General features: G+C 47.2%; 24 protein-coding genes. 1 reads left to right on the plus strand and 23 read right to left on the minus strand.

All coding sequences use genetic code 11. The features are described from left to right. Window positions 1-694 precede the first annotated feature (694 nt). From BLR06_RS10260 to BLR06_RS10315, 13 genes are all read right to left on the minus strand, one after another. Window positions 695-949 (minus strand): GIY-YIG nuclease family protein, encoded by a 255-nt coding sequence (locus BLR06_RS10260; RefSeq protein ID WP_092072425.1) that lies wholly within the window; start codon window positions 947-949, stop codon window positions 695-697. Next, entirely contained in the window at window positions 949-1,551 is a 603-nt protein-coding gene (locus BLR06_RS10265; protein ID WP_092072428.1) for a peptidylprolyl isomerase, read from the minus strand. The genes BLR06_RS10260 and BLR06_RS10265 overlap by 1 nt, the downstream gene beginning before the upstream one ends. A 3-nt stretch (window positions 1,552-1,554) precedes the next feature. After that, window positions 1,555-2,277 carry an MBL fold metallo-hydrolase gene (locus tag BLR06_RS10270; protein ID WP_092072431.1) on the minus strand — a complete coding sequence of 241 codons (723 nt, stop codon included), beginning with the start codon at window positions 2,275-2,277 and terminating at the stop codon, window positions 1,555-1,557. A gap of 28 nt (window positions 2,278-2,305) precedes the next feature. Continuing rightward, on the minus strand, window positions 2,306-2,797 hold the full coding sequence (thiW, locus tag BLR06_RS10275; RefSeq protein WP_092072434.1) for an energy coupling factor transporter S component ThiW: 492 nt from the start codon (window positions 2,795-2,797) through the stop codon (window positions 2,306-2,308). Window positions 2,798-2,810: 13 nt separating this feature from the next. Then, window positions 2,811-3,608 (minus strand): hydroxyethylthiazole kinase, encoded by a 798-nt coding sequence (gene thiM / locus BLR06_RS10280; protein ID WP_092072437.1) that lies wholly within the window; start codon window positions 3,606-3,608, stop codon window positions 2,811-2,813. A 63-nt stretch (window positions 3,609-3,671) separates the two neighbouring features. After that, entirely contained in the window at window positions 3,672-6,167 is a 2,496-nt protein-coding gene (gene hrpB / locus BLR06_RS10285) for an ATP-dependent helicase HrpB (protein ID WP_092072440.1), read from the minus strand. 121 nt (window positions 6,168-6,288) lie between these two features. Beyond that, window positions 6,289-7,020 (minus strand): RsiV family protein, encoded by a 732-nt coding sequence (locus BLR06_RS10290; RefSeq protein ID WP_092072443.1) that lies wholly within the window; start codon window positions 7,018-7,020, stop codon window positions 6,289-6,291. A 123-nt stretch (window positions 7,021-7,143) separates the two neighbouring features. Beyond that, on the minus strand, window positions 7,144-7,314 hold the full coding sequence (locus tag BLR06_RS19545; RefSeq protein WP_173812843.1) for a hypothetical protein: 171 nt from the start codon (window positions 7,312-7,314) through the stop codon (window positions 7,144-7,146). Between the two features lie 377 nt (window positions 7,315-7,691). Beyond that, window positions 7,692-8,303: an immunity protein Imm33 domain-containing protein gene (locus BLR06_RS10295; protein WP_092072446.1), complete on the minus strand. Its 612-nt coding sequence runs from the start codon at window positions 8,301-8,303 to the stop codon at window positions 7,692-7,694. A gap of 380 nt (window positions 8,304-8,683) precedes the next feature. Continuing rightward, entirely contained in the window at window positions 8,684-9,121 is a 438-nt protein-coding gene (locus BLR06_RS10300; RefSeq protein WP_139164482.1) for a hypothetical protein, read from the minus strand. Window positions 9,122-9,339: 218 nt separating this feature from the next. Further along, on the minus strand, window positions 9,340-9,840 hold the full coding sequence (locus tag BLR06_RS10305) for a hypothetical protein (protein ID WP_092072452.1): 501 nt from the start codon (window positions 9,838-9,840) through the stop codon (window positions 9,340-9,342). 85 nt (window positions 9,841-9,925) lie between these two features. Then, on the minus strand, window positions 9,926-10,747 hold the full coding sequence (lpxA, locus tag BLR06_RS10310; protein WP_092072455.1) for an acyl-ACP--UDP-N-acetylglucosamine O-acyltransferase: 822 nt from the start codon (window positions 10,745-10,747) through the stop codon (window positions 9,926-9,928). A gap of 46 nt (window positions 10,748-10,793) precedes the next feature. Continuing rightward, the gene (locus BLR06_RS10315) at window positions 10,794-11,405 is read right to left on the minus strand and encodes a hypothetical protein (protein ID WP_092072458.1); all 612 of its coding nucleotides are present in this window, start codon (window positions 11,403-11,405) and stop codon (window positions 10,794-10,796) included. A 700-nt stretch (window positions 11,406-12,105) separates the two neighbouring features. Here BLR06_RS10315 and BLR06_RS10320 point away from each other — a divergent pair. After that, window positions 12,106-12,528, plus strand: coding sequence for a nitroreductase family protein (locus tag BLR06_RS10320; RefSeq protein ID WP_245698108.1), 423 nt, complete (start codon window positions 12,106-12,108; stop codon window positions 12,526-12,528). A gap of 52 nt (window positions 12,529-12,580) precedes the next feature. Here the strand turns inward: BLR06_RS10320 and BLR06_RS10325 are convergent, their stop codons facing one another. The 10 genes from BLR06_RS10325 to BLR06_RS10370 form a co-directional block, all read right to left on the minus strand. Further along, a complete protein-coding gene (locus tag BLR06_RS10325; protein ID WP_092072461.1) occupies window positions 12,581-13,129 on the minus strand; it encodes a CBO0543 family protein in 549 nt (182 codons plus the stop codon). 355 nt (window positions 13,130-13,484) lie between these two features. Continuing rightward, window positions 13,485-14,324, minus strand: coding sequence for a class I SAM-dependent methyltransferase (locus BLR06_RS10330; protein ID WP_092072464.1), 840 nt, complete (start codon window positions 14,322-14,324; stop codon window positions 13,485-13,487). Between the two features lie 59 nt (window positions 14,325-14,383). Next, complete coding sequence (locus BLR06_RS10335; RefSeq protein WP_092072468.1) at window positions 14,384-15,454, minus strand: ABC transporter substrate-binding protein; 1,071 nt, start codon at window positions 15,452-15,454, stop codon at window positions 14,384-14,386. Between the two features lie 72 nt (window positions 15,455-15,526). Further along, on the minus strand, window positions 15,527-17,521 hold the full coding sequence (locus BLR06_RS10340; protein ID WP_092072471.1) for a TonB-dependent receptor: 1,995 nt from the start codon (window positions 17,519-17,521) through the stop codon (window positions 15,527-15,529). 520 nt (window positions 17,522-18,041) lie between these two features. Beyond that, on the minus strand, window positions 18,042-18,935 hold the full coding sequence (locus BLR06_RS10345) for a substrate-binding periplasmic protein (protein WP_092072474.1): 894 nt from the start codon (window positions 18,933-18,935) through the stop codon (window positions 18,042-18,044). An 87-nt stretch (window positions 18,936-19,022) separates the two neighbouring features. Further along, on the minus strand, window positions 19,023-19,727 hold the full coding sequence (locus BLR06_RS10350) for an amino acid ABC transporter permease (RefSeq protein WP_092072477.1): 705 nt from the start codon (window positions 19,725-19,727) through the stop codon (window positions 19,023-19,025). Window positions 19,728-19,738: 11 nt separating this feature from the next. Next, window positions 19,739-20,458 (minus strand): amino acid ABC transporter ATP-binding protein, encoded by a 720-nt coding sequence (locus tag BLR06_RS10355; RefSeq protein WP_092072479.1) that lies wholly within the window; start codon window positions 20,456-20,458, stop codon window positions 19,739-19,741. 275 nt (window positions 20,459-20,733) lie between these two features. Beyond that, on the minus strand, window positions 20,734-21,978 hold the full coding sequence (locus tag BLR06_RS10360) for an aspartate aminotransferase family protein (protein ID WP_245698109.1): 1,245 nt from the start codon (window positions 21,976-21,978) through the stop codon (window positions 20,734-20,736). A 410-nt stretch (window positions 21,979-22,388) separates the two neighbouring features. Then, a complete protein-coding gene (locus tag BLR06_RS10365) occupies window positions 22,389-23,561 on the minus strand; it encodes a PucR family transcriptional regulator (protein WP_092072482.1) in 1,173 nt (390 codons plus the stop codon). Window positions 23,562-23,717: 156 nt separating this feature from the next. Next, on the minus strand, window positions 23,718-24,857 hold the full coding sequence (locus tag BLR06_RS10370) for an acyl-CoA dehydrogenase family protein (protein ID WP_092072652.1): 1,140 nt from the start codon (window positions 24,855-24,857) through the stop codon (window positions 23,718-23,720). Window positions 24,858-24,905 lie beyond the last annotated feature (48 nt).

Below are 24,905 nucleotides of genomic sequence, written 5' to 3' on the forward strand. Positions count from 1 at the left end.
ACTTTAGATATTGGATGTTGGATCAAATCTTTTTTTGCTTTTTCCAACCTCTAACGTCCAAAGTCCAACGTCCAAAAACCGTTCGACTTGCATGTGTTAGGCACGCCGCCAGCGTTCGTCCTGAGCCAGGATCAAACTCTCCATAAAAGTATTATGAAGAACCTTGATGGCTCTTTATTTATTTCTTAAAGTTAAGAAACTGACTCGCGATTTTCCAACCGCGACGCAGCATTTATGCTGCTAGTACTGAACAGTTCCTGTAGAACTGTTCAGGGCACATCTGGCATTTTTGTTCTTACATTGTTTAGTTTTCAGGGAACACTTTCGTCATTCTTTCTTTCAAGCCGTCGCGTTTTGGCGACTTTTATATATTATCACACCAATTTATATGTGTCAATATATTTTTTCGAAGATAATTTTTCAGCAATCTTCGAATGTTAACCCTTGGCCCTGCATTCAGCTTCCGGGATTGTCTTGCTGTTCACAGCGACTTAATAAAGATATCACAGCAAAATAATTATGTCAATTACCTGAACGCAAATTTCATTCGTTTCTTTATTTACAACAATGCAGGCTTGCCTTAACAGCCAACACGCCAGTTTGCACTCCGCTCTGTAAACACTGTATTGCCAATTCAGGCAATTGCAGCGGCGCAATCACCTGAATCACCTCCTTATGCCGAGGCGCTGCTGCATCAATGCTTCCGGCTGAAATCAGCGATTAGGCTCATTTTCACCGAGCGGGGCAGTTGTTTGATTGCCCATTCCCTTTTCTGCGCCTCTTTCCGGTCTCGGTGCTCTTCAAAATACACCAGCTTAACCGGTCTCCGGCTTCGGGTATATTTGGCCCCATTCCCACGGTTATGCAAACTGACCCGGTGTTCTAAATTCATTGTCCAACCGGTATACAGGCTGCCGTCAGAACACTCCAGAATATAAATATAAGCCACTATTTAGACTCGATAATCGTAATTTTTTTAATAATGACATCTGTCAGCGGTTTATCTTGCACTCCGGTTTTTACTTTCCCGATTTCCTGCACCACTTCCATTCCTTCTACGACCTTGCCGAATACGGCATGCTTGTCATCAAGCCAGGGCGTGGCAGCCAGCGTAATAAAAAACTGTGATCCGCCGGTATTAGGCCCTGCATTGGCCATTGACAGAATTCCGGCCGAGGAATGACGCAAGCTGCGATTAAACTCGTCAGCAATGGTATAGCCCGGACCGCCTGTACCATTGCCCTGGGGATCGCCGCCCTGAATCATGAATCCGTCAATTACCCGGTGGAAAATCAGGCCATTATAAAACCCCTTATTGACCAGGGTAATAAAGTTTTTCGCAGTACCTGGCGCTTTATCTTCATATAATTCAACTTTAAAATTTCCCTGGGATGTTTCAAACAACGCCAGGCTGTTTTTCTTGCCCGCAGTTTCCGTTTGGCCGGTATTGTCAGCAACTGGCGGAGCAGGCGTTGGACTCGCTTGATTGCCGGAACAGCCTAAAGCAGGCAGCAGCACGAGCATCAACAGTAATACCCATAACTTTTTCATTACTCACACATCCTTCTCTTTTGCAAAAATCCTTTTATCACCTGATTGATCCGGGCACCACACGGTTACGTTCCGCTGTTGCCCGGGGAAATTAGGCGGCGGCGACCACACTTTCCCCCTGGTGTGCATGGCAATCAGCTGAGACACAGTCACAGTCTGGCAAAACACTTCAACCCCAGCCGCCCGGTACTCTTCCAGCCGGCTGTCCACTGGAAAAAAGGCAATATCCAAATTCAAATGAGCGATCTTCGTCATTTCAGCCCTGAATGCGGCTTCAGCCAACCGGATATTCTCAGCTGTATCTCCCTTCCAATGCCACCAGTTTAAATCACCGGCATGAAACAGCCGCCAGTCATCCACTTCGACATAAAACGAAACGCCCTCATCAGTCGAACCGTAAGTAGCCACCCGCAATGCACCTGATACCGCCGTCTCATATGGCGTCATAAAGACAACTTTCTCCTTCTTTATCTGGCGAATGCCCTCCTCATAGCGAATATCATCGCTGAGAAAATAGGAGCATACCTTGTCCTGCCACTGGCCGATTGCCGGATTATAGTGATCCGCGTGGCGATGTGAACAGAAAATCCAGACATTTTCACTGTTGTCAATCAATTGTTCTAAATTAACGGCCGTATTAAGATAATAATCGAAGATCAGTAAATTATGTCCGGATTTAACCGCAAAACCACTATTGAATAAATAATGTACTTCCAAACTTGGCATTGACATTACCTCCTAATATACCAAATGCTTACTCGCCAAATTTAGCCCTAAACAATGCAGTGATTGGCGTGAGATAAATAACATAGGCGATTAAACTGCCGCCGGCGGCGCTGATCAGAAACGGAACAACAAAGAAAAACGCGCCTGCTGTGGTTCCCAAAATATATTTGGCCAGGGGAACGGCAACAAGCCCCCCCAGTAAGCCGGTGCCAATCATTTCACCGATTATGGCTCCAACAACACTATTCGTTTTTTGATAAATGATTCCCGACAGGGCTGCGCCAAACATACTGCCTGGAAAAGCCAGCAAAGAGCCTGTACCGGCAAGATTCCGCACCACTGCTATGCCAAACGCGGCGCTTAACGAATAGCGCATCCCCAAAAATACCGAAACCAGTACATTAATGGTATGCTGAACGGGAAAACATTTGGCGACCCCTAACGGGATATACACAATATGCGCCGAAAGAACGCCTATTGCCATAAACAACGCTGTCATGGTTAATTTTTGCAAAGCCACGCCCTACCTCCGCCTAACTAAGCCGGATATAGCGGCCTAACAGCTCGCCATTCAGCCTCGATACCGCATCAAACAATCTCATCCTGAACAATCCCGTTCCCTCTCCCGGCTGCAAAGCCTGTTGCGCCATTTCGCCGGCTATTCCCATCATTGCCACGCCGGCTACCGCTCCGGTAAACGCATCAGTTACGGCGCAGCAGCTGCCAACCAGTGAAGAACTCATACAACCGGCGCCGGTAACCCTGGTTAGCATAATATGGCCGTTATCCAGGCGGCGCACCTGATTGCCATTGGCAATAAAATCGGTTTTCCCGGTCACTGCAACGACACAGCCCAGCTTTTGCGACAACTGTCCGGCGATTTTTTCGGCATTGCTTTCATCAGCTACTGAATCCACGCCTCTGATATCGGCAGTCACACCAGCGAGAACTGTGATCTCCGACATATTGCCCCGAATAACAGCAGGCTTCACTTCAGCCAGAATCCTCCTTGCGACGGCAGTACGGTATTCAGTCGCCCCGGCCCCTACAGGATCGAAAATAACCGGAATACCCTTGGCTGCGGCCTTCCGTCCTGCGGCCAGCATTGCTTCAACCGTCAGTGAACTTAGTGTTCCAATATTCAACACAAGTGACGCCGCCTGTGCCGCCATTTGTTCGACTTCCTTTGGTTCACTGGCCATAACCGGCGATGCGCCGACAGCCAGCGTAATGTTGGCCGAATCATTGGCAGTAACATAATTGGTGATATGGTGAACCAAAGGGCGTTGTTCTTTTATTTTTTCAATGACCGCCTTAATTTTACTTAACATTAGTCTCACTCCTTAAAAACTCCGGCTGGTGACTTAGCATGCAGTCTTTTTCCGCCTGAGACGCTAACTGCGCTGTTTAACCGGCTTGGCAGTCATTGCCTGCAAGGGATCATCAGGCCAATAATGCTTGGGATACCGGCCGGCGAGATCCCGTTTTACTGCATAGTAGGCCTGACGCCAAAAGCTGGCCAGATCTGTGGTTACCTGTACTGGACGGCAGGCCGGCGACAGCAGCTGCAGCGTTAGCGGAACTTTTCCGCCGGCAATACGCGGTGTTTCGGTCAAGCCGAAAAGCTCCTGCAGCCTGGCTGCCAATACCGGCTTGGCGGGGTCGCTGTAATCCAGTAAAATCCGCCGGCCGCTTGGCGCAAGGATGCAGGCCGGAGCCAATTCCTCTAATTCCTGCCGGTCTTGCCAGGTAAACATAGCTTCAAATATAGCAAACAGGTGAATACTTTTCAGTTCTTCCCGGCTGGTTATTCCCCTGAGAAAAGGCGCCAGCCAGCCGTTCAAATCCTTCAATAATACGGAATCCGACAGATCCGGCCATTTGGTGCAATCCAAATAGTGAAGAAAATTAACCCGGGCCTGAAACTGCCTGGCTGCTTTTGTCCAGGGCAAAATGCCCAGGCCCTCAGTGGCAATCCCGGCCAATAAAGCTGTTAGCAAAGCATCGGCAGACGGTCTGGTAACCGCTTCCTTAAGCGTAATAGCCCCCAGCCGCCAGTTGCTTCTGGACCGGACGCTTTGTGATGAGCGATCCCAGAGCACCGCTGTTTCCTGATAAATCTGGCTGGAAAAACACTGCAGTATGCTTTCCAGACTTACGGCAATTGCCAAATAAATATGGCTTTCCGCCCCCTTGTCATCCAGCTCAACTGCAACAATATACCGCTCGGCGGCCAATAACTGATTGGCCGCCAGCCTGGCGCCACGCCCGTTTTGCAGCAGAAAGCGCCCATCGCCGCGCGACTGGGCGATCCGGTCGGGATAGGCCAAAGCCAGCAGCAGTCCACAGGACTCGATATCACTGGCACTGCCCTGACCGGTTATATTTAAACTTCTTTTCCAATAAGCAATTTCCTTCCTGATTGGCCGGTAAACTGTCGAAGCCAACTCCTTCGAAGTATTATTACTAAGACAATTGCGGATAACCTCAAGCCGCAGGCGCAAATCAGCGTCCTGACCTGGCGCAGCCCTCCGCAGAAGGCCCTGCTCACTTAACAATGCCGCAATTTCACATGCCATTGGCCCCAGCCCCAACGGAACCGCTTTCAGCATCATGTGCGCCAGCCTGGGCTGACAGCTCAGGCTGGCCATTGCGCGGCCATGGACTGTAATGATCCCGTCCGGGTCTAAGGCCCCTAAACGGGACAGCAACTCACGGGCCTGGCTGAATGCAGCCCGGGGCGGACAATCCAGCCAGCTTAGCCCGGCAGGATCAGCTACACCCCAGGCTGCCAGTTCCAGCGCAAGTGATGTCAGATCAGCGTCATAAATTTCCGGTCTGCTGTTGGGGCTGAATCCGGCTTCTTCCTGTTTGCTCCAAAGCTTAAAACACAGTCCTGGTCCCAGGCGGCCGGCCCGTCCCTGCCGTTGTTTGGCGGCGGCCAGGGAAACCGGGACGGTGGCCAAATGAGTCATGCCCGTTCGCGGTGCAAAACGCGGTACCCGCATCAGCCCGCTGTCAATAACAACCTCTACCCCTTCAACCGTTAAGCTGGTCTCGGCAATGGCCGTCGCCAAAACAATTTTCCGGCAGCCCCGCCGCGCCGGCAGCAGTGCTGCATCCTGTTCGGCCGGCGGCAATCCCCCATGCAGCGGCAAAACTTTTACATATTCAGCCAGCTTGTACTGCTTTAAATGCTTTATCGTTCGCCTGATTTCACCAATCCCCGGCAAAAAAACCAAAATATCGCCGGTTGACAGCTCAAGCGCTTTTAAGATTGTTTTGGTCACAGCCGCCTCAATATTGGTGTCCGGCGGCACGGCATTGTGGAAAGACTGTACGGAATAGGATCGGCCTTCACTCACCATTACCGGAGCATTGTTTAACATGGCGGCCACCGGCTCAGCGTCCATTGTCGCCGACATCACCAGTAGTTTTAAATCCTGCCGTAAAAAGGTTTGCGCTTGCAGACACAAAGCCAAACCAAGATCGGCCTGTAAACTCCGTTCATGAAACTCGTCAAAAATAATCAAACCTACATCTTCCAAGGCGGGATCGGTCTGAATCATTCTGGTAAGAACCCCTTCGGTGACTACCTCAATTTTGGTATCCCGGCCGGTGCACGAATCCAGCCGCACCCGGTATCCAACCGTTTGTCCTGTGGCTTCACCCAGCAACTTAGCCATATACCTGGCTGCAGCTTTGGCCGCAATGCGCCGCGGCTCCAGCATTAAAATTCGCCTGCCGGCCAGCCAGGCCTCTCCTAACAGCGCCAACGGCACCTGCGTGGTCTTCCCGGCCCCCGGCGGAGCAATCAGAACAACATTCGCATTGGCGTTAAGCCTAGCTTTCAAGTCAGCCAATACCGTCTTTATTGGTAAACAAACCATTAATTTATTTTCACTCCTATTTCCGGGAAATATCAGTCAATCCTGAGCGAGGGAAAACAGGCCGGCGCCGGCCTGTTTTCCCTCGCTCAACAGCTATTCGAATAACTCTTTTCCAAAAAAACTAATTTATATTAGAACTCTTGCCTAACTCAGACCTGGCTTTATTAAGGTTTATCTGCGCGGATAATACCGCCTGACCAAATTCAGGCTTCAGGATATCGGCCAGTTGTTCATAGGGAATTTCAAACTTTAAAAAACCGTACACATAAGGTGTGTATTCGTAAATTTGATAAAAAACAATGACCGCTTTGGCGCTAAGATAAAATTCCTGACCGGTTTCCTTCAGGCCATTATACGGAGCAATAAAGGTAATTCCTCTGGTTATCATCTGCTGTTGAATCAGGCCGTTGATACGCGCCTTATAATCACTGCCGGACTTGAATAGATCAGGCAGCTGATACGTTTGGCCAGTCCGGGCATTCATCGTAAAAGCCTTTAAAAATGCCATTGGATGAGCCGCCTGCTCAGGGAAAAGCGATTCAGTAATTGTCAAACTCAGAATGTTGGCTGTGTTAAAATGAACCAGGTATTCTGTTCGTATTGTTGTTTTCTGCATCTGCCCGGCATCACCCGCCAACCTGTCCAGTTCTTCCTGTAACGTATTGTTCAGTCTTTTTTGCACATCGTAATCCGGCAGTTCCTGGATCGTAGGCCAAAACAGCGCCTGATCGGCAATTTTCACCTCATACGGCAGAACATTTGCATAAATAGGTTTGTTTTTAACACTTTTGACATGATACCAGCCCGCTGCCAACAGCAAAGCCATAGTGAAAAACAATACTAGTTTTCGCATGATGATCTCCTAATTCCCGCCGGTCTAGTTTAAATATGGCCCAAAGTCCGGCGCTGTATTCACATTACAAGGGTTGGCACGGAATAATGCCCGTGACGGTGCGCAGCCGGCTGCGCAAACAAGCTATTTACGCGCCAGAATATAATATTTGGCGACAATTAAAACTCCTGTAACAATAAATACTGTATCCAGCACAGTTTGCAAAGTATCGCCCCAGGGCCACTGACGGTTATATAAATGAAAAGCGATAATAAGGATAAACACTAGATCATTGAATTTACTGGTCTTATTCATCCCGCAGCGAAGCCGCTTCTCCCTCCCTTATCGTCATTATAACCCGGCTACGCCGGAACGCCGCAAAAACCGCAACCGGGAGCTGACCTTAAACCTGAAAAATCAGAGCCTTTTTACTTGTAAATCCCAAGACTTCCCCAGTCTTTACCGCGATTCTTGATCCTATTATAACATGTTCAGCAAGAAAGAACAGGCTCAATTGCGGAATAGAATTGGCAGACAATCCGGCGGGACTAATACCAGGCATATTCATGGCTTGCGCTCACTGTCAGTGTCCGGCTGCTCGGCCATTGACAAAAATCCTTTGCCGGTACGGGCAAAGGATTTTTGTCTGTGCAACTGCTGCTGCCCGGGCTGAACCCGAAATAGTTTCGCCTTTAGTCCTTCACTTTTCTCCAGGGTTGGCCCGGTCGTGATCTTTTAAAGGCTGCACCAATACCGCCAATTTGGAAAACTTCAAATAAGCTTGCATCTTTTGCCAGCAGGCACCCAATCTCAATCAGCCGGATATTCGAGCATTCCTCGGCATAGCCGCTAGGTTCATAGCCGGTGAAAATGCGCCAGCCGGAGTCCTCGTCACACTCCGGAGTTTCCCGGCGGATACAACAAAATGACTCTCCCGGTTCAAGACACAAAGCCGATACCAGGGCTAGTTTATCGGCATACTGCCCCCCCCCGTCATTCTGTATAAGGATCGTCTGGGCAATATGTTCGGCGCCAAACTCAATTGTATCACCGCAATTTAAATTTTTTATATAAACCGGTTGAACGACCAAGATCCCCTCATACCGGCTCCCGGCCGCTTTTATATTCACAATTTCAACCCACAGGCGTTCTGCTCTCGGTTCTCCAAGCTCCGGCGCTGCTAACAGAAAATGCAGCCTTACCCGTTTGCCGGGCTTCTGGCCGCTTCGCTCAGTCCGACTGGGAATAAAGAAAGAGTCGCCGTACTTTTGCGCCCTGGTTTCTACATTCTCCAAACTCCACATTGACTGGCTTACCTCCTTAGCCTATTAAGGCCTGTAAAATTCAACCGCCTTGCAATCAATTGCCAATCTCTAAACAGATTTGTCTGCTTCCTATAAATAATATCGGGCATTTCAGCTAACGGCAGTATTGGACTTCAGTCCTGTTTTGGCAGGCCTTTCATCCCCTTTTTATATCCATTGCGTTGGTCTTAAACAGCCGGACGCTGGAGCTTAGCCTTACTTTTTGCCAAAAAAAAGACAGACAGCAATAACGCCATCGCTGCCTGTGGTTCTTGTGCTGATAAAATGATTTTCAATCCGGTATTTTTCCTAATTATTTTCCTGACGGCCTATCGTAAACGGCTAAAAGGCACCCGCTGGTAACTTCCAGTAAGCAATTGTTAAAACTGATACTCAAGCATTAACGTTGTTGACGGCGAATCATCAGTTTCAACTAATATAATAGTATGAAACAGGGTCTCGGTTTTAACAAGCGTACTGCCAAATCGGCCTTTTCCTAGTCCGGCGTTGATTTTAAAACCACCCGGCAGTTTTTTGCTCATCCTGACATAGCGCCAGCTTTCCATGCCGTCCGCACCGGCGCCAACCTGCTCCACAGGCCCTATACGCGCTAAAAAATGATTATATTTAAGCAGGCTATCCTTCCCTGGATGATCGAACCTGAATAAAACCTCAATAGTCGTTAGATCATTATCCTTCAACTCTTCAGATGCTATTTGCCGTTCTTGTACAATGCCGGCGGCAGCTGATTGAGCAGTCGACTCAATTGAGCCGCTTGTCACAGCGATAGCCAGTACTGTTGAGAAAAAAATTGCCATTATCCATAATCTCAGCTTGCCTTTTTTGTTCATGGTCTTCCTGATTCCCCAAATATATACAATCTGTCAAAAATGCTTATGTTTTTCATCCGCAGGGGACGGCAACACCATAGCCTTTTACCTTTATCTATGGATCCTGTTGCGAAAACTACGGCTTCACCGCTAATCAGTCAAGTATGGTCCGGCCGCACCTACTCACCTGGCATCCGTCATTGCAGCTACCACGTTTTATATGTCAAGCCAATCATTATACTGTCTTTATTATGGTGATACCGGTAATGACGATAACTAAAATCAATATCAGTATTATCGCTTAACTGGTAACTGGCGCCGGCCGTCAACTCATGAAACCCTTTGCCGATCATTGCGGACAGATAAGTTGTCCACTCAAAATTCACCGGAGTGGCCAGCGCAACCCCCAGGTAAGCTCTGGTCTTTGAATCAAAATATCTGGTGCCAATGATCGTTTTAGTTTGATCATCAATATCAAACTGACCGAAAAATTCATTGACCGTATGACTGTTTTTCCACACAGTGGACTGAACCCCAATAGCTAACGTTTCCGTGACCTGGCTCTCGCCATAATAAGTATTGCTTTTGGTGCCCCACATCACGCCATACGCCGAACTTCCCACATCCAGGTTATTGATGGGAGCAGCCCAGGCCGGAGCAATATTGCCAAATAAACAAACGAAAAAAATCAAGGCCTCTTTTCTCACACTAACCCCTCCTTGTATAAATAAACAACGAATAGCCGCTGGGCAGCTCGAGACGAATACTACAACCTTCATCCGTGAACTGACCTTAACTATTGCACCTAGGCGCTATCCGGCATATTCCCCGTTCTGAGCTGCGCAGGAATTGAATAAAATCCCTTACCTCCCCATGATGAGGAAGTCCCTGCTCGATCGCTTCCACCGCTTGAAAAAACGGCAACCCGGCAAGATACAAAATCTTATACGCTTGCTTTAATATCCGGCGCGTTTCCTCGTTAATTCCAGAGCGAATCAGTCCTACCGTATTTAAGCCGGCCGGTTTCGCCGGATTGCCGGCAACAGTAATGAACGGCGGCACATCCTGAACAACCCTGGCAGCTCCGCCAATCATTGCATTCCGGCCAATTTTTACAAACTGATGAACACCGGCCAGCCCGCCAATGGTTACCCGGTCCTCTACCCTTACGTGGCCGGCAAGGTTGACGGCGTTTGACAGGATGACATGATTGCCGACCAAACAATTATGCGCCACCTGACTATAGGCCAATAAAAGGCAGCTGTCGCCAATTCGTGTTTCCTGCTCAACTCCGATGGCTCTATGAATTGTGACAAATTCACGAATATGGGTATTGTCACCAATAACTACATAACTTTTTTCATTTTTAAACTTCCTGTCCTGCGGTTCGCTGCCGATTGACGCCGCAGCATAAATCATGCACGCCTTGCCAATTCTGGTCCAGCCGTCAATAACCGCATGAGGCCCGATTTTGGTGTTTTCTCCAATGACGACGTCGCCGCCGACTATGGCATAAGGACCAACTTCCACGTTTTTGCCCAGGCGGGCGCTGGCTGAAACGATCGCGGTAGAATGAATCCGGCAGTTTTTGGTTTCGGCTTGGTTCAGTAACATTTTCCGCCCTCCGTTTTGTAGGAATGCCTGCAATCACTTTTGCCGGTTAAACTGACTTTAACCATAAAGCCAGATTCTTGATTTGATCTCTGGTCAGTGTGCCATGGATCATTCTTAATGGATTGGTTTTATTTAGTTTTTTTCTCCTTTCTTCCCAGGAAAGTGATTTTTTGGCGACAACAGACCACACCTTCTTCTGATTCCTGAGCAATGAGTTAATGATTGCCGCCTGTTGCTTATCGGAAAGGTCTAACGCCAATATCATCGCCGCCGTCTTTTCGATAAGATCCTGTTTTTTTTCCAGTTGCATTTCAAATACTTGTTTTTGGGAAGGCGGCAATAACTGCAGGATTTTACTATTAATCTCTGTCCGGATATTGTTCATCTCCTCCAAGTAATTCATGAGAGTATATAGCTGAACAAAATTATCCATACCATCAATTTTTTGCACTTTCTGCAGGTTTTTTACCTGTTTTGCTTTCTCAACAATAATGTCGTCAATCTGTTTACGCTGTTCCGCCGGCAAATCCATACTTACCCATAACGCTTCCTGATAGATTCCCGCGGCATTGATGCCGGCCAAACAAATTCCCGAATGAACCAAACTGATAAAAATGGCAATAAAAACAGAACTCCATATTTTCATTGCTCTTGCCAAACAAAGCCCCCCTATTCACCATTGCCGTCTTAACATAAATTCTTTTAAAGTATACCTTACAAAATTGGAATAAATATGCTAAAAGCATGTATTTTTCCCCTGAGAATAGCCTTAAATTTCTTGCTGTTAAGCGCTGTCATAAGCAAATAAGTGTTTTATGGGCGAAACTACTTGAAATGACAATTTTTTGTCGTTTAAAAGTGGTATTTGCCGTAATTTGAGTTTTTTCGAATGATCAAAATGAGTATTGCCAAGCCGGACGTGGTTGTTCAAAGTAAAGCAACCGCCAAAAAACGGCCTGCGTTGTTTTTTTAATCCGCATGGCCGCCAAGTTAATCCCGAAAAGTATTTGAACCTGTAACATGATTGCAAGCAATCAGGTTATCCTAATAACATTGTAAGCGCTGCAGCATTTTTGGCGTGTAACGGCTGTCTGCCCCCAATATGCGGCGTAAATTACCACTATCCTGTTAGAAAGTATGCCACAAAAAAGTGCGTACTTTCATTTTGTAAAAAATTAGTTAAAATAATAATGAGTAAAGACTTAACCCATGCTCATAAAAAAAAATGACGGAGGCGTTACCATGGATTTTTTAGAGTTGGCAAAAGCAAGGTATTCCGTTAGAAAATTCACCAAACAGCAAGTTGAAACGAAGAAAAGGACCGGATTCTGGAAGCTGGCCGCCTTGCTCCAACCGCAGTGAATTTTCAACCCCAGAGGGTCCTTGTTATCGACAGTCAAGCCGGTTTGAGCAAATTACAGAATTGCACACCGTATCATTTCAATGCGCCTTTGGCATTGCTTGTCTGCTATGACAATACCGTGAGCTGGAAAAGATCTTATGATAACAACGACAGCGGCGCTGTCGACGCTAGTATTGTTGCGACTCATATGATGTTGGAAATCGCCAATTTAGGTCTGGGCAGTACTTGGGTCGGACACTTTGATCCGGACGCGATACAAACTGCGTTCGCTTTACCCGCCAATATAATTCCGGTTGTATTGCTGCCGGTCGGCTATCCCGCGGAAACCTCCTCGCCTCATCCAAACCATGATAAACGCTATGATAAAAGTCAAACCGTGTTCTATAATGCGTTTGCCGGTACTGGCGAAAATCAGTAGTACCGGGCGGTCCGGAAAGCTATTCGCCTGCCGCTCCGGGCGCCGGCCCAATTCAGCTTCGCGCTGTATCAAATATTTTTCTCACGATCCATCTTGCTACTGAGCCCATAATAATATAGCCGATGAATGAATACCAGTAAAACCAGTTAATGAGGATATAGAAACCAAAATATACGAGCAACGGCTCTGCAATAAATGCGAACACCGACGAAATGATGACTAACCGCCAAAAGTAACGCTTCCAGGTAGGGCAATATTGATAGATCAGCATAAAAGTTATTGGTAGTACGGTATAATCAGCAGGCACCAACCGAAGGAGCATTGGTACAACCTCTACCGGATAACTCCAGCGGCCGGTAACAAAACCAATTTCATCCAGCGAACTGGCAAATACCATAATAACTAGCCCGAATAAAACCAACTCAGGAAGCTTCTTTTTATCAACCAACCTGTACCAGATAAACCAGGGCAGGATAAGCACGCCGATCAGAACCCACCAGCGCCATGACCCAAGTGTGTCACCCAGCCAATGATCAATTCTCGCTTCATACAATTGGTTCACTATTACGTAAATATGTTTGCTTGATGGATAGTTGGTCATAATTCCCTGCCCCGCCAGGCGAAACGCCATCAGCTGCTTCGCTACAGGCTGTGTTTTTACATTCCGGCTGCAACAGAATTGGAGTATTCAGCAGCAAAAGGTCTGTCCCGATATTATCCCCTATATTTCAAGAACCTTGCAGTTATATTGCTATTTTTTTGCGCAATAGCACTTCCCCGCAGAATGGCGTAAGAGAGAGCAGGCGGAAGCTGAACCCCTCCCAAACATTCCTCTAGAAAAAAGAATTGCAGAACCAGCGTTTTACCCTTTAGACTAACCCAAGAGGATTTCGCCAAAAAAGTAAAGTATTGTCCTGGAACGCTTCAGGACAATACTTTACTTTTTCGCTATGACCTCACCGGTTGACCTCATCCGAACGCCACCACATGACAAAGGTTTTGGTCTTTCTTAGAAGTTTAAAGCCGCCATCCCGCTTTGGCGTCAAATACCGGTCAACATTCCTGCGGTACTGCTCTTCATATTCCGGGGGAATATCGCCGACAAAACGCAGGTCCTCATAAGCCTGTTCCCGGGAAACATAATCGCGTTCAAAGCCGTCGTCAACTATGACAATATTCGGATTTGCCCCCATATCGTATACCATGTTAAACATCATATTATAGCCAAACATACGGGCCAAAGGATCGTACGGCGTTTTTTCCGGCGCAATGCCGGCAAGAAAATCCAGTTGTATCTCCCGGAGGCTTGGTGCATTGGCCCACCCTAAAATATAGACATATTTCCTGGCAACATGATTGATTTTAACCAAATCGGAAAACCCCACAGAGCGTGAGGCAATCGCAATATCATGTTTGCCAATTTTTTCTACCGCGTCCTCCGCCAGCCAATTAAAGTTCAGCGGCGTAATATTTTCGATTCCTTCATGCCTGGCGTTTTTCAGACACCTTGCCAGCATCTCATCGGAAACATCCACAGCGGTGACACTCTTTACCTTTTTTGCCACCGGAACAGATAACCGCCCTGGACCGCAGCCGATGTCCACGACTGAATCTTCAGCCGACAACCGCATCTGATCCACCTGGTTTCTGGTAAATTCCTTTTCCAGCTTAGCCATGCCGTCATACATATCGGCAAAACCGTCCCATTGTTTTTTTTGCGCCTCTTCCCCCAAATTGGCAAACGGCATTTTCCTGTACCGCCGCTCTAAAGCCGCCCAATTGATCAATCCATTCATATCGTCACCTCTTTACAATCAGCCGTTATCTTTTTCACCCTGTCCGGGCAGATTAACCCTCACCGGGCCGGAGGTTTACCGGCGATCATTCTGAGTGCCTCCGCCGCCGAAAGATCATAATGAAAAAAAGTCCGATAGAAATACTGCGTTTCCTGAACAATATCAATATCCTGAAACTTATCGGGATGCAGGATTTTGGCCGCCCACTGAATTTGCAAAGCGGCTTCCGCACCGTACCGGTCCCAGAAAAATGCCCCCTCCGGATTGATATACACCTTGCCCGTTTGTACCGCTTTAAAACGCCGCCACTTTTCATCCTGCAACAGCTCGTTCAGTGCTTTTTCCCCATCTTCCACACCGTTCAATGCCAGCGCCGTATTGCCAAAGATAATAACGTCAGGATCCCAGGCCAGCAGTTGTTCCATTGATGCTTCACCGCCGATATCCGCGGCATTGACTCCTCCGGCAACCTCTATCCAGGCGTTAATCATGCTGCTTTTTCCGTCTACCATAAGCGGTGCAAGCCTGGTAATATGGAGCACTCTCGGCTTTTGTTCCGGAGAAATGCCCGCCGTTACCCCGGTTATCCGGTTGAGGTTGCCATCCAGATACGCAATATAGTTGTCCGCTCTCTGTTTTGCTTCCCCGCCAAGAATGGCGGCGGTTAACCGGAAGCACTCCTTCAAACTGTCAAAATCATGAAACATTAATTGAACAACCGGTATCTGCAAATCAGCTATTTGCCGCGCACTTTTACTATTCAGCGGCATAAAAACGATGTCCGGCTTGGCGGCCATCAGGCTTTCTAAATTTACACCCGTCTGATCAAAAGCCGTAACCGCCTGACCCATTTGCGGATTGACGACCTTCATCCAGGGCCGCTGCGCCGCCGCAGTCGTTGTCGCAACAATGTTACCGCCCGCCCCCAGCATACACACAACCTCGTTATGAGCGGGCCAGGCGTCAGCGATCCGCTCAATCCGCGCCGGAATTGCCACCTTTGCGCCGCTGGCATCGGTAATCGTCACTTGCTTTGGGCTTGCCGCCGGCTGAGCCTGAAAAGCGTTCTGGCAGCCGGACAGGAAAAGCATCAGCAAAGCGCCTAACAGAACATACCTTTCTATTTTCATCGCAGCACCTCCCCTTGCACCTGATCATAGCCTGTCCCGCGCATACTGTTTTTTTGCAACGGCCTGTCCTGTTTAAAATCTCTTGCTGAGCTCTATCCCGTACTCGGCTCCGGCATCATAAAAGTTCATGCCTCTGCCATAACGCCGGTCGGTAATATTGCGGCCATACAGGGTAAGCTTGGTCCGCGCATCCAGTTCTTTGCTGATATTGGCGTCAATCGTGGTATAGCCGCCTAACGGAGTCGCGTCGCCCATCGAGCTTTTAAACCGGCTGAGATGCAACAGGCTGATATTGGCTGCAACGTCAGCCTGCCGGTAGTTCAGCGCCAGATTATAGCTGCTGTGCGGTATATAGCTGTCATCCAGGGCATCGCTCGAAGTAAAATAAGCATAGCCGGCTTTATAGCCGAATGCGCCGGACAAACGGCCATGGACCGACAGCTCCAGCCCCTTGCGCGTCAAATCCCGTCCGGTATAGGTTGAAACATTGACACCATTCTCTGCATCGTAATACATATTGCCCGTAGCAACCCGGGCATCATCGATATCATAATAAAATGCCGTCAGTGAGGCACTCAGCGCCTTGTTATAGCTGGCCGTAACGCCTGTTTCATATTTATAACGCACTTCCGCGTCAAGCAATTCGTTGTTGTCCGTAAGCAGATACCGGCCCGCCGGCTGGCGTGAGTAAGAGAACCGCGAAGACAGGGTATAGACCGGATCCAGCCGGTAGGCCCCTCCCAGCGAAAAGCTGAAGGCTTCTTTCTCCCATAGCTCCCCATAGGTCGAATCGTATTGGATGTTGCTGCTGCCGTTCGCAAAATACTTGGCGACGCCTTTGGTAATATGCTTTTTATCCATTCGCACTCCGCTGTCCAGCGTCAGTTTGTCATTAACCTGCCGCTCCCCGTACAAATAGTAGCCATACAGCTCCTCCTGGCGTTCATAGCCGGCCTGGCCCCCCACCCCGGTCGGCGAATGCCACCACATAGCCTGGACGCCAAATTTGAGCGTATCCCGGTCAAACTTCAGCGTATGGGCCAGATTTAGTTCGCGCAGGTATTCATTTTCTTCCCACCTTGGCTTTATTGTCGGCGATGGGTCCTGCGTAATCCGGCTGGAGCGCACCGAGCTATAGCCAAAGCTGAACGTTGTCGTATGGTTTTCATCCCATAGTTTGCCCGCGCTGGCTGTAACCAGCGTTGTATTAAGGGGATCCCATTTGCCAAGGCTGGAATTCTTGTAGCTGCCATCCGGCTCAAACCATGCCTGCTGGCCGCTCCGGCCATTGTTGACAATCAGAGTCATATCGGCAAACCAGTCTTCGCCTTTATCCCCGGTCTTGACAAAATATGTATCAAAATTTCTTTCGTTATTCCAGCCGGACCGGCCGTCACTTCTGTCTTTGGCGTAGCCCAGCGCATAATAGGCCGTGTCACCGGCTTTATCGCCATGGATGATGCTGAATTTTTCCGTGTCGAAAGTGCCGTAGCTCAGCCTGGCTTTGTCGACAGGCCCGGTTACTGTCAGGGTTTTGATGATAATGAACCCCTGGCTGGGCGCGCCGCCCTTGGCGGAATTGGCCGCAAAATTGGCCACAGGCCCCAGCGTCAGAATCGAGGCGTCCCGGGCAATGGTGATTGATTCGATGAGATCAACCGGTAGATTGGCCAAAACACGCGACGCCTGGGTGTCAGGAAAATAAATCCCGTCAATGATGATGCCGATCGTATCGCCGCCGCGCGCCTGGACTTTGTAATAGCCTTTATTGCCCCAGCGCGTACCGGTAATCCCGCTGACCCGTTCCAGTATTTCCAGCACATCCTTGGGATGCATGGCTTCAATTTCTTCCCGGGTAATGACTTCCGTCGCCGCCTTGCTGCTCGCCGGAATGGCCAGACGGCTGTATACCGGTTCCTCGCCTGGCTTTTGCGCCGTTACCATGACTGTCGGCAGTTCAGTGTCCTTAGCGGCAGCCGCCTCCTGAGCCCCAGCAGGCGCCGCCGCACCAACCAGAGTGGCTAATACAACCGCTGCAACTGATTTTCCCGTCTTACTTTTTTTCACAACCCTTCACTCCTATTAAATAATCTATCTTTATCCCGCGTTATCCAATGTGGAGATGTCTGGGCAGACACGGGATACAAGCAGAACGTTGCAGCAAATTCTTCATCCGGACAGTCATTGGGCTTCGGTGCAAACATACGGAAAAAGTAATGAATTAACTGAAACATCTTCCATATTTACCTAATACTTTATTACATAAACTAACATAAATCAATAATTTCCGAATTATAATTTGTTTTTATTTGTTTTTGTTCGCTTTTGTTTACCGGACTAAAACTCTCCCTGCAGCGATATCCTCCAGGTGTACAAAAACAAAGTTTCCTAGTGTGTCATAGGGGACGGGGTTGTTGACACATTTCTTCCCGCCACGATAAGCGGCAGTTTAATCCAGGTAAATTTTATGTTATGGCAACGGGGTACATCGGCGGCTATAGACATTAAGACCTAAAACAAAGAAACTGGCCGGCCCTTGGTATTGGGCGCCCGCCAGTTTCTTGTTCATATTTTTCTCTCTGGTAAACTATTTGATATTTTTAGTTTTTCCATCCTCAACATTGACAAAATAATCTTCACTTAAGCCAAAATCTTTTAAAATCTTCAATAAAGTTCCGTCTTCTTTCATTTCATTCAGCACCTTGTTAACTTCCGCCAGAAACGCTTTATCCTCAAACCGGAGGGCCGCGCCTATTTTACCGGCTGCCTCCGCCTCATAAGGGCTTAATATTTTCAATTTAAGGCTGGAGTCCTGACGCAGCGTATAAGCAGCAACAATACCGTCAGTCACGCAGGCGTCAACTTTACCGGTATTCACCGCCATCATTAGCTCAGACTGGCTGCTGAATATTTTCAGATCTTTTATTTTCCCTTCACTCAGCCATTTTTGCGCCAGTTCAAGAAAGGCCGTTCCTTTTTGGCCGCCCAATACGATATTCTTTAAATCTTCTTTGCTTTTAATGGAAGAATCCAGCTTGGTAACAATGGCTTCCCCTTCTTTGTACCAGATGTCGGTAAATAATGCGATTTCCAGCCGTTCCGGCTTAACATACATTGCATCAGTGACCATATCTATTGTTTTATTGTTTAACTCAATGAGAAGATTCTCAAAAGGTATTTGCTTCATCTCCACCTTATGAATTCCCAGGCGGTTACTTACCTCTTTGATAATCACTGCATCAATGCCGGAAAACTGGTTATTGGTTGCATCAATATAAGCAAAAGGGGCATCATTGGACGAGCCTACAACTAAAACGCCTTTTGCCCTTAGCCGGTTTAAGGTTTCACTGGCATTGGGATCATGTTTCACGGCGGGAGTTGCATTTTTTTCCTCTGAAGTTGAACTGCAGCCTGTAACCAGTAAAGATAAAGTCAGCATGAAAACAGCGCAAATCCTCCCTATGATTCTGCCTTTTTGCATAAACACTCATCCTTTCCTCAACATAATTTTATTTAAATTATATATTAAAGCATTTCTGCTACATTCTTTCTTTGCCAGGCGAATTCTTTAATTTTTCATTTTGTGTTCAATATATTTGACCAGATGAGACAACGGGATACTAATGATTAAATAGGCAATTGCCAGATAAGTATAGGATTCAATGGTCAAAAAAGTCTGTGAAGCAAATGTTTGCGTTCGCAATAACAATTCATTTACCGCCACATAAGCCAGCAGGGAAGTGTCTTTAACCATCATCACCAGATAGTTGCCAAGCGAAGGTATGACATTCCGGATGGCCTGCGGTATGACGATGCGGAATAAAGCCTGATATTTCCCGAAACCCAACACCAGCGCAGCCTCAGTCTGACCTTTATCAATCGCTAGAATAGACGAGCGGATTACTTCAGACATGTAGCAGCTATAATTAATCCCTAAACCCAGAATACCCGCTGTCAGCGATGAAATTTGCATATTTGTTGAATAGTTAAACAAAAGCATGGCAGCCAGGTCAATCAACAACGGGACAACATAATAGATATAAACCAGCTGCACCAGCAGTGGCGTACCGCGGACAATTTCTAAAAAAATATATAAAAATCCCCTGATTGCTTTTACATTGCTCAGCCTACCGATCGCAATGATCATTCCCAGCACAATCGCCAGCAAAAAGCCAAGAACAGTTGCCTCAATCACCACACCCAAACCGCTGACCAGGGAAGGAATAAGAAAAGTCGCTGCTTTGGCAAAATTCAGGTCGTTTAAAATACTCATTGTACTCCCCCCTATAACACTCTTGAAAGAAACTCTTTCGTTCTGCCGTTTTCCGGATGATTAAACATCTTTTCCGGTGGTCCTTCCTCGACGATATACCCTTTATCCATAAAGATGACACGGTCGGAGACTTCCTTGGCAAAACCCATTTCATGAGTGACAACCACCATGGTCATTCCTTCAGTTGCAAGCTTTCTCATTACCGCCAAAACATCGCCGACAAGTTCAGGGTCGAGCGCTGAAGTCGGTTCGTCAAACAGCAGCATTTTGGGCTTCATGGCCAGCGCGCGGGCGATTGCCACACGCTGCTGCTGGCCGCCGGACAGCGTGGAGGGATAGGCTTGCGCTTTATCCGCCAGGCCGACCTTCCCCAGCAAATCCATTGCTAACGCTTCAGCGTCGGATTTTTTCATTTTATTGATATGCATAGGAGCGTAGGTAATATTTTTCAATACGCTAAACATCGGAAAAAGATTGAATCTCTGAAATACCATGCCAACCTCTCTGCGAAGTTTTCTACTGTCCAGCTCGGCGTCAAGAACATTGCCATTATAGTAAATTTTACCATCCGTTGGAACCTCAAGAAGATTTAAACAACGGAGAAAAGTGCTTTTGCCGGAACCAGACGGTCCAATGATGCAAACAACTTCACCTTGAGCGATATGCATAGTAATATTTTTCAGTACTTCCACATCGCCAAACTTTTTGGCTAAATTAAACACGCTAAACATGGCTCTCTCCTCCTGTCTACTTAATTGTCCGCTAAAAGCCCGCTATTTGCCCGGGTTAAATTCAGCCAAATGCGCTGGTATTGCCGCTGTAAAAATCACGATCTGCCTCAATCCTTTTCTTCCAGTACCGTGAGTCACTTAAATTTTAAGACTAGAATGCGAGGACTTTTTTTGCCCGGCGCGGCGGAGAAGCCGCGCATATCGGACATATATAAGGCGCCGACAACGAAGCAGGGCGGAAAAGGATGCGTTGCCTAACCTAATATTTGACTGGGTCAGGTACCCGGGGCTGTGCATTTCTCAATCGCCTGCCGGAATATAGTTAAGCCGGTGTCGAGCTGCTCATCCGTAATCACCAGCGGCCATAAGCAACGAATGACGTTGCCATAGGTCCCGGCATTCTCAATTAACAATCCCTGCCGGGCGCACTCGGCCACCAATGCCGAGACCAATGCCGGAGCAGGCGTCCTGGTCGATTTGTCCTTGATAAATTCAATGCCCAGCATACTGCCAAGTCCCCGCACATCGCCGACAACTTCATACTTTTCCTGCCAGCCTGCAAACACCGCCCGGCATTTTGCGCCAATTTCCATAGATCTCTCACAAAGCTTATCCCTTTCAATAATTTCGATTACTTTTAACGCCGCTGCACAAGCCAGGGCATTACCGCCAAAAGTACCGCCAATGACGCCGCCTGGCACCGAATCCATGATTTCAGCCCGGGCGGTTATGGCGCTTACCGGTATGCCTGCTGCAATTGACTTGGCGGTGGTAATAATATCCGGTGCAAAACCTCCCTCCTGCCAGTAATTCGAAGCAAACAACCTGCCGGTACGGCCAAATCCAGTTTGTATTTCATCAGCAATAAGCAAAATTCCGTTTTCATTACAAATTTCCCGTAAACGCTTAACCCATTCAAACGGCGCTGGAATGAAGCCCCCCTCGCCCTGCAGCGGCTCCAGGATAATTGCGGCGACGCTTTCAGCCGGCGAGGCCTCATCAAATACTCGCTCCAGCTTTTCAATATAGTAACTGATAGCCTGGCTATCCGTCATATTGCCCGGCTTGCGATAAAGATAAGGATATTCAGCCCGATATATACCGTCAGGGAATGGACCCATGCCTTTGGCGTATGCTTTTTTGGCTGTCATTGCCATCGTCAGGGCTGTTCGCCCGTGAAAGGCGCCTGAAAACACAATGATATTCGGGCGTTTGGTGAAAGCCTTGGCAATTTTCACCGCATTTTCATTGGCTTCCGCTCCGCTGTTAGCAAAGAAGGTTTTTTTAACCCTGCCGGCAACCGGTACAATTTCATTCATTTTTTCGGCCAAAGACACATAGCCCTCATGTGTTACAATATTAAACATGCTGTGAAAATAGTTGTCGGCCTGAGCCTTTACGGCGGCAATAATTTCCGGATGGGCGTGGCCGACATTCAATACCCCCACGCCGCCAACCCAGTCCAGAAAAATATTCCCGTCAACATCTTCAATCATTGCGCCGGCTGCTTTTTTTATCACGCAGGGATAAACGCACCTAATTGCTCCCGGAGTGGCAACAGCCCGCCTCTGGATCATTTTTTCTGCATTTGACCCTGGCAATGAACCAGTAATGATTTTAGGTAACGCTTCTTTCAATATCACAGTTTTCTCCTCCACCTTTGGTTTTGTCAGCTTACAGCTGTCCGTTTTTCGCAACAAAAAAAGCAAAGAAACCTATCCAGCATCTTTGCTTTAAAATGTAAACGTATCCGTCAGCTTGCCACTAAATGGCTAACCACAAAACGTTTGCTCTATTTTGTTTATTTAAACAAGTTAATAACAATTGCCGTTCAAAACGTCTGCTATACAACTCATTTTTTCTTATAATATCATTAAAATGTTTGCCTTTCAATGATTAAACAAACAAATATCAGTGTGCATTTGCACAATTATAAAATATCTTTGATATAAAATGCAAGCGATAATTTCAATTGATCGTTCCAATCCGCCAGATTACAACCGGTGATATCCTGTATTTTTTTCAGCTGATAATGAACCGTATTGCGATGAATGTAATTCAATTCAGACAAACGGTGAATTTTCCCGTTTGTTTCAAAATACTGCTTAAGGAAACCATAGTAGCCGGTATTGTTTTCCCGGTCATAGCTTTCAAGGCTGCCTAATGCCTCGCGATAAAATTCATGCAGCATATCCGTGTCTTCCATTGTTAGGATTAACTTATGCACATCAAGTTTGTCATAATAAACAACCCTTTTATTGGTCTTTATCCCTAATCTGACCAGCGAAATAATTCTGCGGAAATATTTCGACAATGCTTTTATTTTAAGCTTAGCCGGACCTACGCCAATATAGAAGGAATAGTTATTGTGCTGCGAACTGCCATGGATCAATTCACTAATGATATTTTCAATACTATTGCCGGTAAACCCAACCAACGCGATGATTATATTCCCTTCATACTTAAACAGGATAAATTTATCACTCATTTTATTGATGATTTTCTCGATCTCAGATTGCAGCAGCTTCATAAAATTCAAGTAAAGCTCTTCCTGCTCTGTAACTACCTTGACTGCAATGACGCAATAATCAGTATCAGCTCCGTAGCCGTGCCGTTCGAGAACCGGAAGATACATCGACTTTTGTTCGGGATAAAAAATTGCATCTTTAAATGCTTCCGATATACTGGCGTTTCTTTGTTCACTTTGAAATATCATACTGCACAGTTCTCTAATAACGTCAACCAGTTTAATTTCCCAGGGAACGGTGAATAAAGGAAAATCATTTTCCTCGCAAAAGTCAATGATTTCTTCCGGTACCTCGCTGATATAAGGACCAATATTGATGATAAAACCGCTTACCTGATGCTGGAATAAGTGCTTGCAAAAATCAAGCATTTCATTTCGGGCGATCCGGCCGATACCGGTGATGATTACCAGCTCTTTTCCCTTGAGAAAAGAAATAAGCTCACTGTCTTCGACCATATGGACCCACTCCACCAGATTCTTAATGCTTTTTTTTCCGGCAATCAACTGCATCTGGTATTTATTTTGGGTGCTTTTGTAAATTTTTTCCAAGGTAATTGCCATAAGCTCACCTTTCATTACAGTCTGCTTTTATTATATAATACTTTAGAATACAGGCAACACACAAAATTATACAACCGGTCAGTTTATTTTGCAAAAATTCAGCCCACCCCGATCGGGGTGGGCTAATAGATTTTCATCGCCGGCCACCTGAAAAATTCTGTTTATTGCCCGTTAACGCCGCATCACGCCGGCCAGACGATTAGACTTAAGCTTGTTTTCAATTGCATCAATCCTGGTAATCTGCGCTTTACGCATCAGCCGCCTGACAGAGCAATCCAAACGCAACGCATACCTGCCGGCAATCTGCAAAAAACCAGTAATGACCGCCACTGCCATAGACAAAGCATAATTTTGCGCAATCGCCGCTTCCTTCCTATAACCGGAATTCATATCCCGGACATAGGCGGCCTGATAAGTGATCAGCCTGGCCGCATTCAGTTTTGCCTCCATACTGGCCAACAGCAGGAGAACCTTTTGATTTTCGGCTACAGACTGGCGGAACGGCATCCTTTCTTTTACATATTGCATCGCTTTATCAAAAACCGTCTGCCCGATGCCGACAATCTGAGCGGTAACGCTGAGCTGCCCGGCTTCCAACGCTGCTAGGGCAATTTTCAGTCCCTCACCTTCTTTACCCAGTAAATTCTCCACAGGAACTCTGGCACCCCGGAAAATCAGATCTCTGGTTAATGCTACGCCGCATCCCGGCAGCCTTTCCGCTGAACTGAAAGAGAACCCTTGCAGACCTTTGGTCAAAATAAACGCGCTAATGCCTTTCGATCCTTTACTTTTATCAGTGATAGCAAAAACCACATAAGTTTCTGCTTCACCGCCATTCGTAATAAAGCTTTTACTGCCGTTGATCAGATAGTAATCGCCTTGACGGACCGCCACCGTTTCCAGCTCTGCAATATCAGAACCCCGTCTACCCTCAGTTAACCCAAAAGCCCCTAACTGCCAGCCTTCAACCAGCGGTTTCAGATATTTTTGTTTTTGGGATTCAGTGCCATACCGGTTAATCGACCATTGACAAAGCAGCACCGAAGCCGATAGCGCAGCGCTCAAATTATCGTCCACCTTAGCCAGTTCCTCTACAGCCAGAATAAAGCTGCTGTATTTATCATCCGCTCCGCTAAATGCGGCCGGAAAACAAATTCCCGGCAGCCCCAGCGCCCCCAGTTCATCATACGTTTCACGATCCAACCGTTCGCTCACATAGCGTTCGTCGGCAGCCGGCGCTATTTTATCGGCTGAAAATTTTCTAATTGCCTGTTGCAGCATTCTTTGATATTCATTTAATTTAAAGTCCATATTCGCCCCCCTTTCTGCCAGCACATGATCTGAAATACCCCCGCCGAC

Source organism: Dendrosporobacter quercicolus (genome assembly GCF_900104455.1).
In the GTDB taxonomy this organism is placed as follows: domain Bacteria; phylum Bacillota; class Negativicutes; order DSM-1736; family Dendrosporobacteraceae; genus Dendrosporobacter; species Dendrosporobacter quercicolus.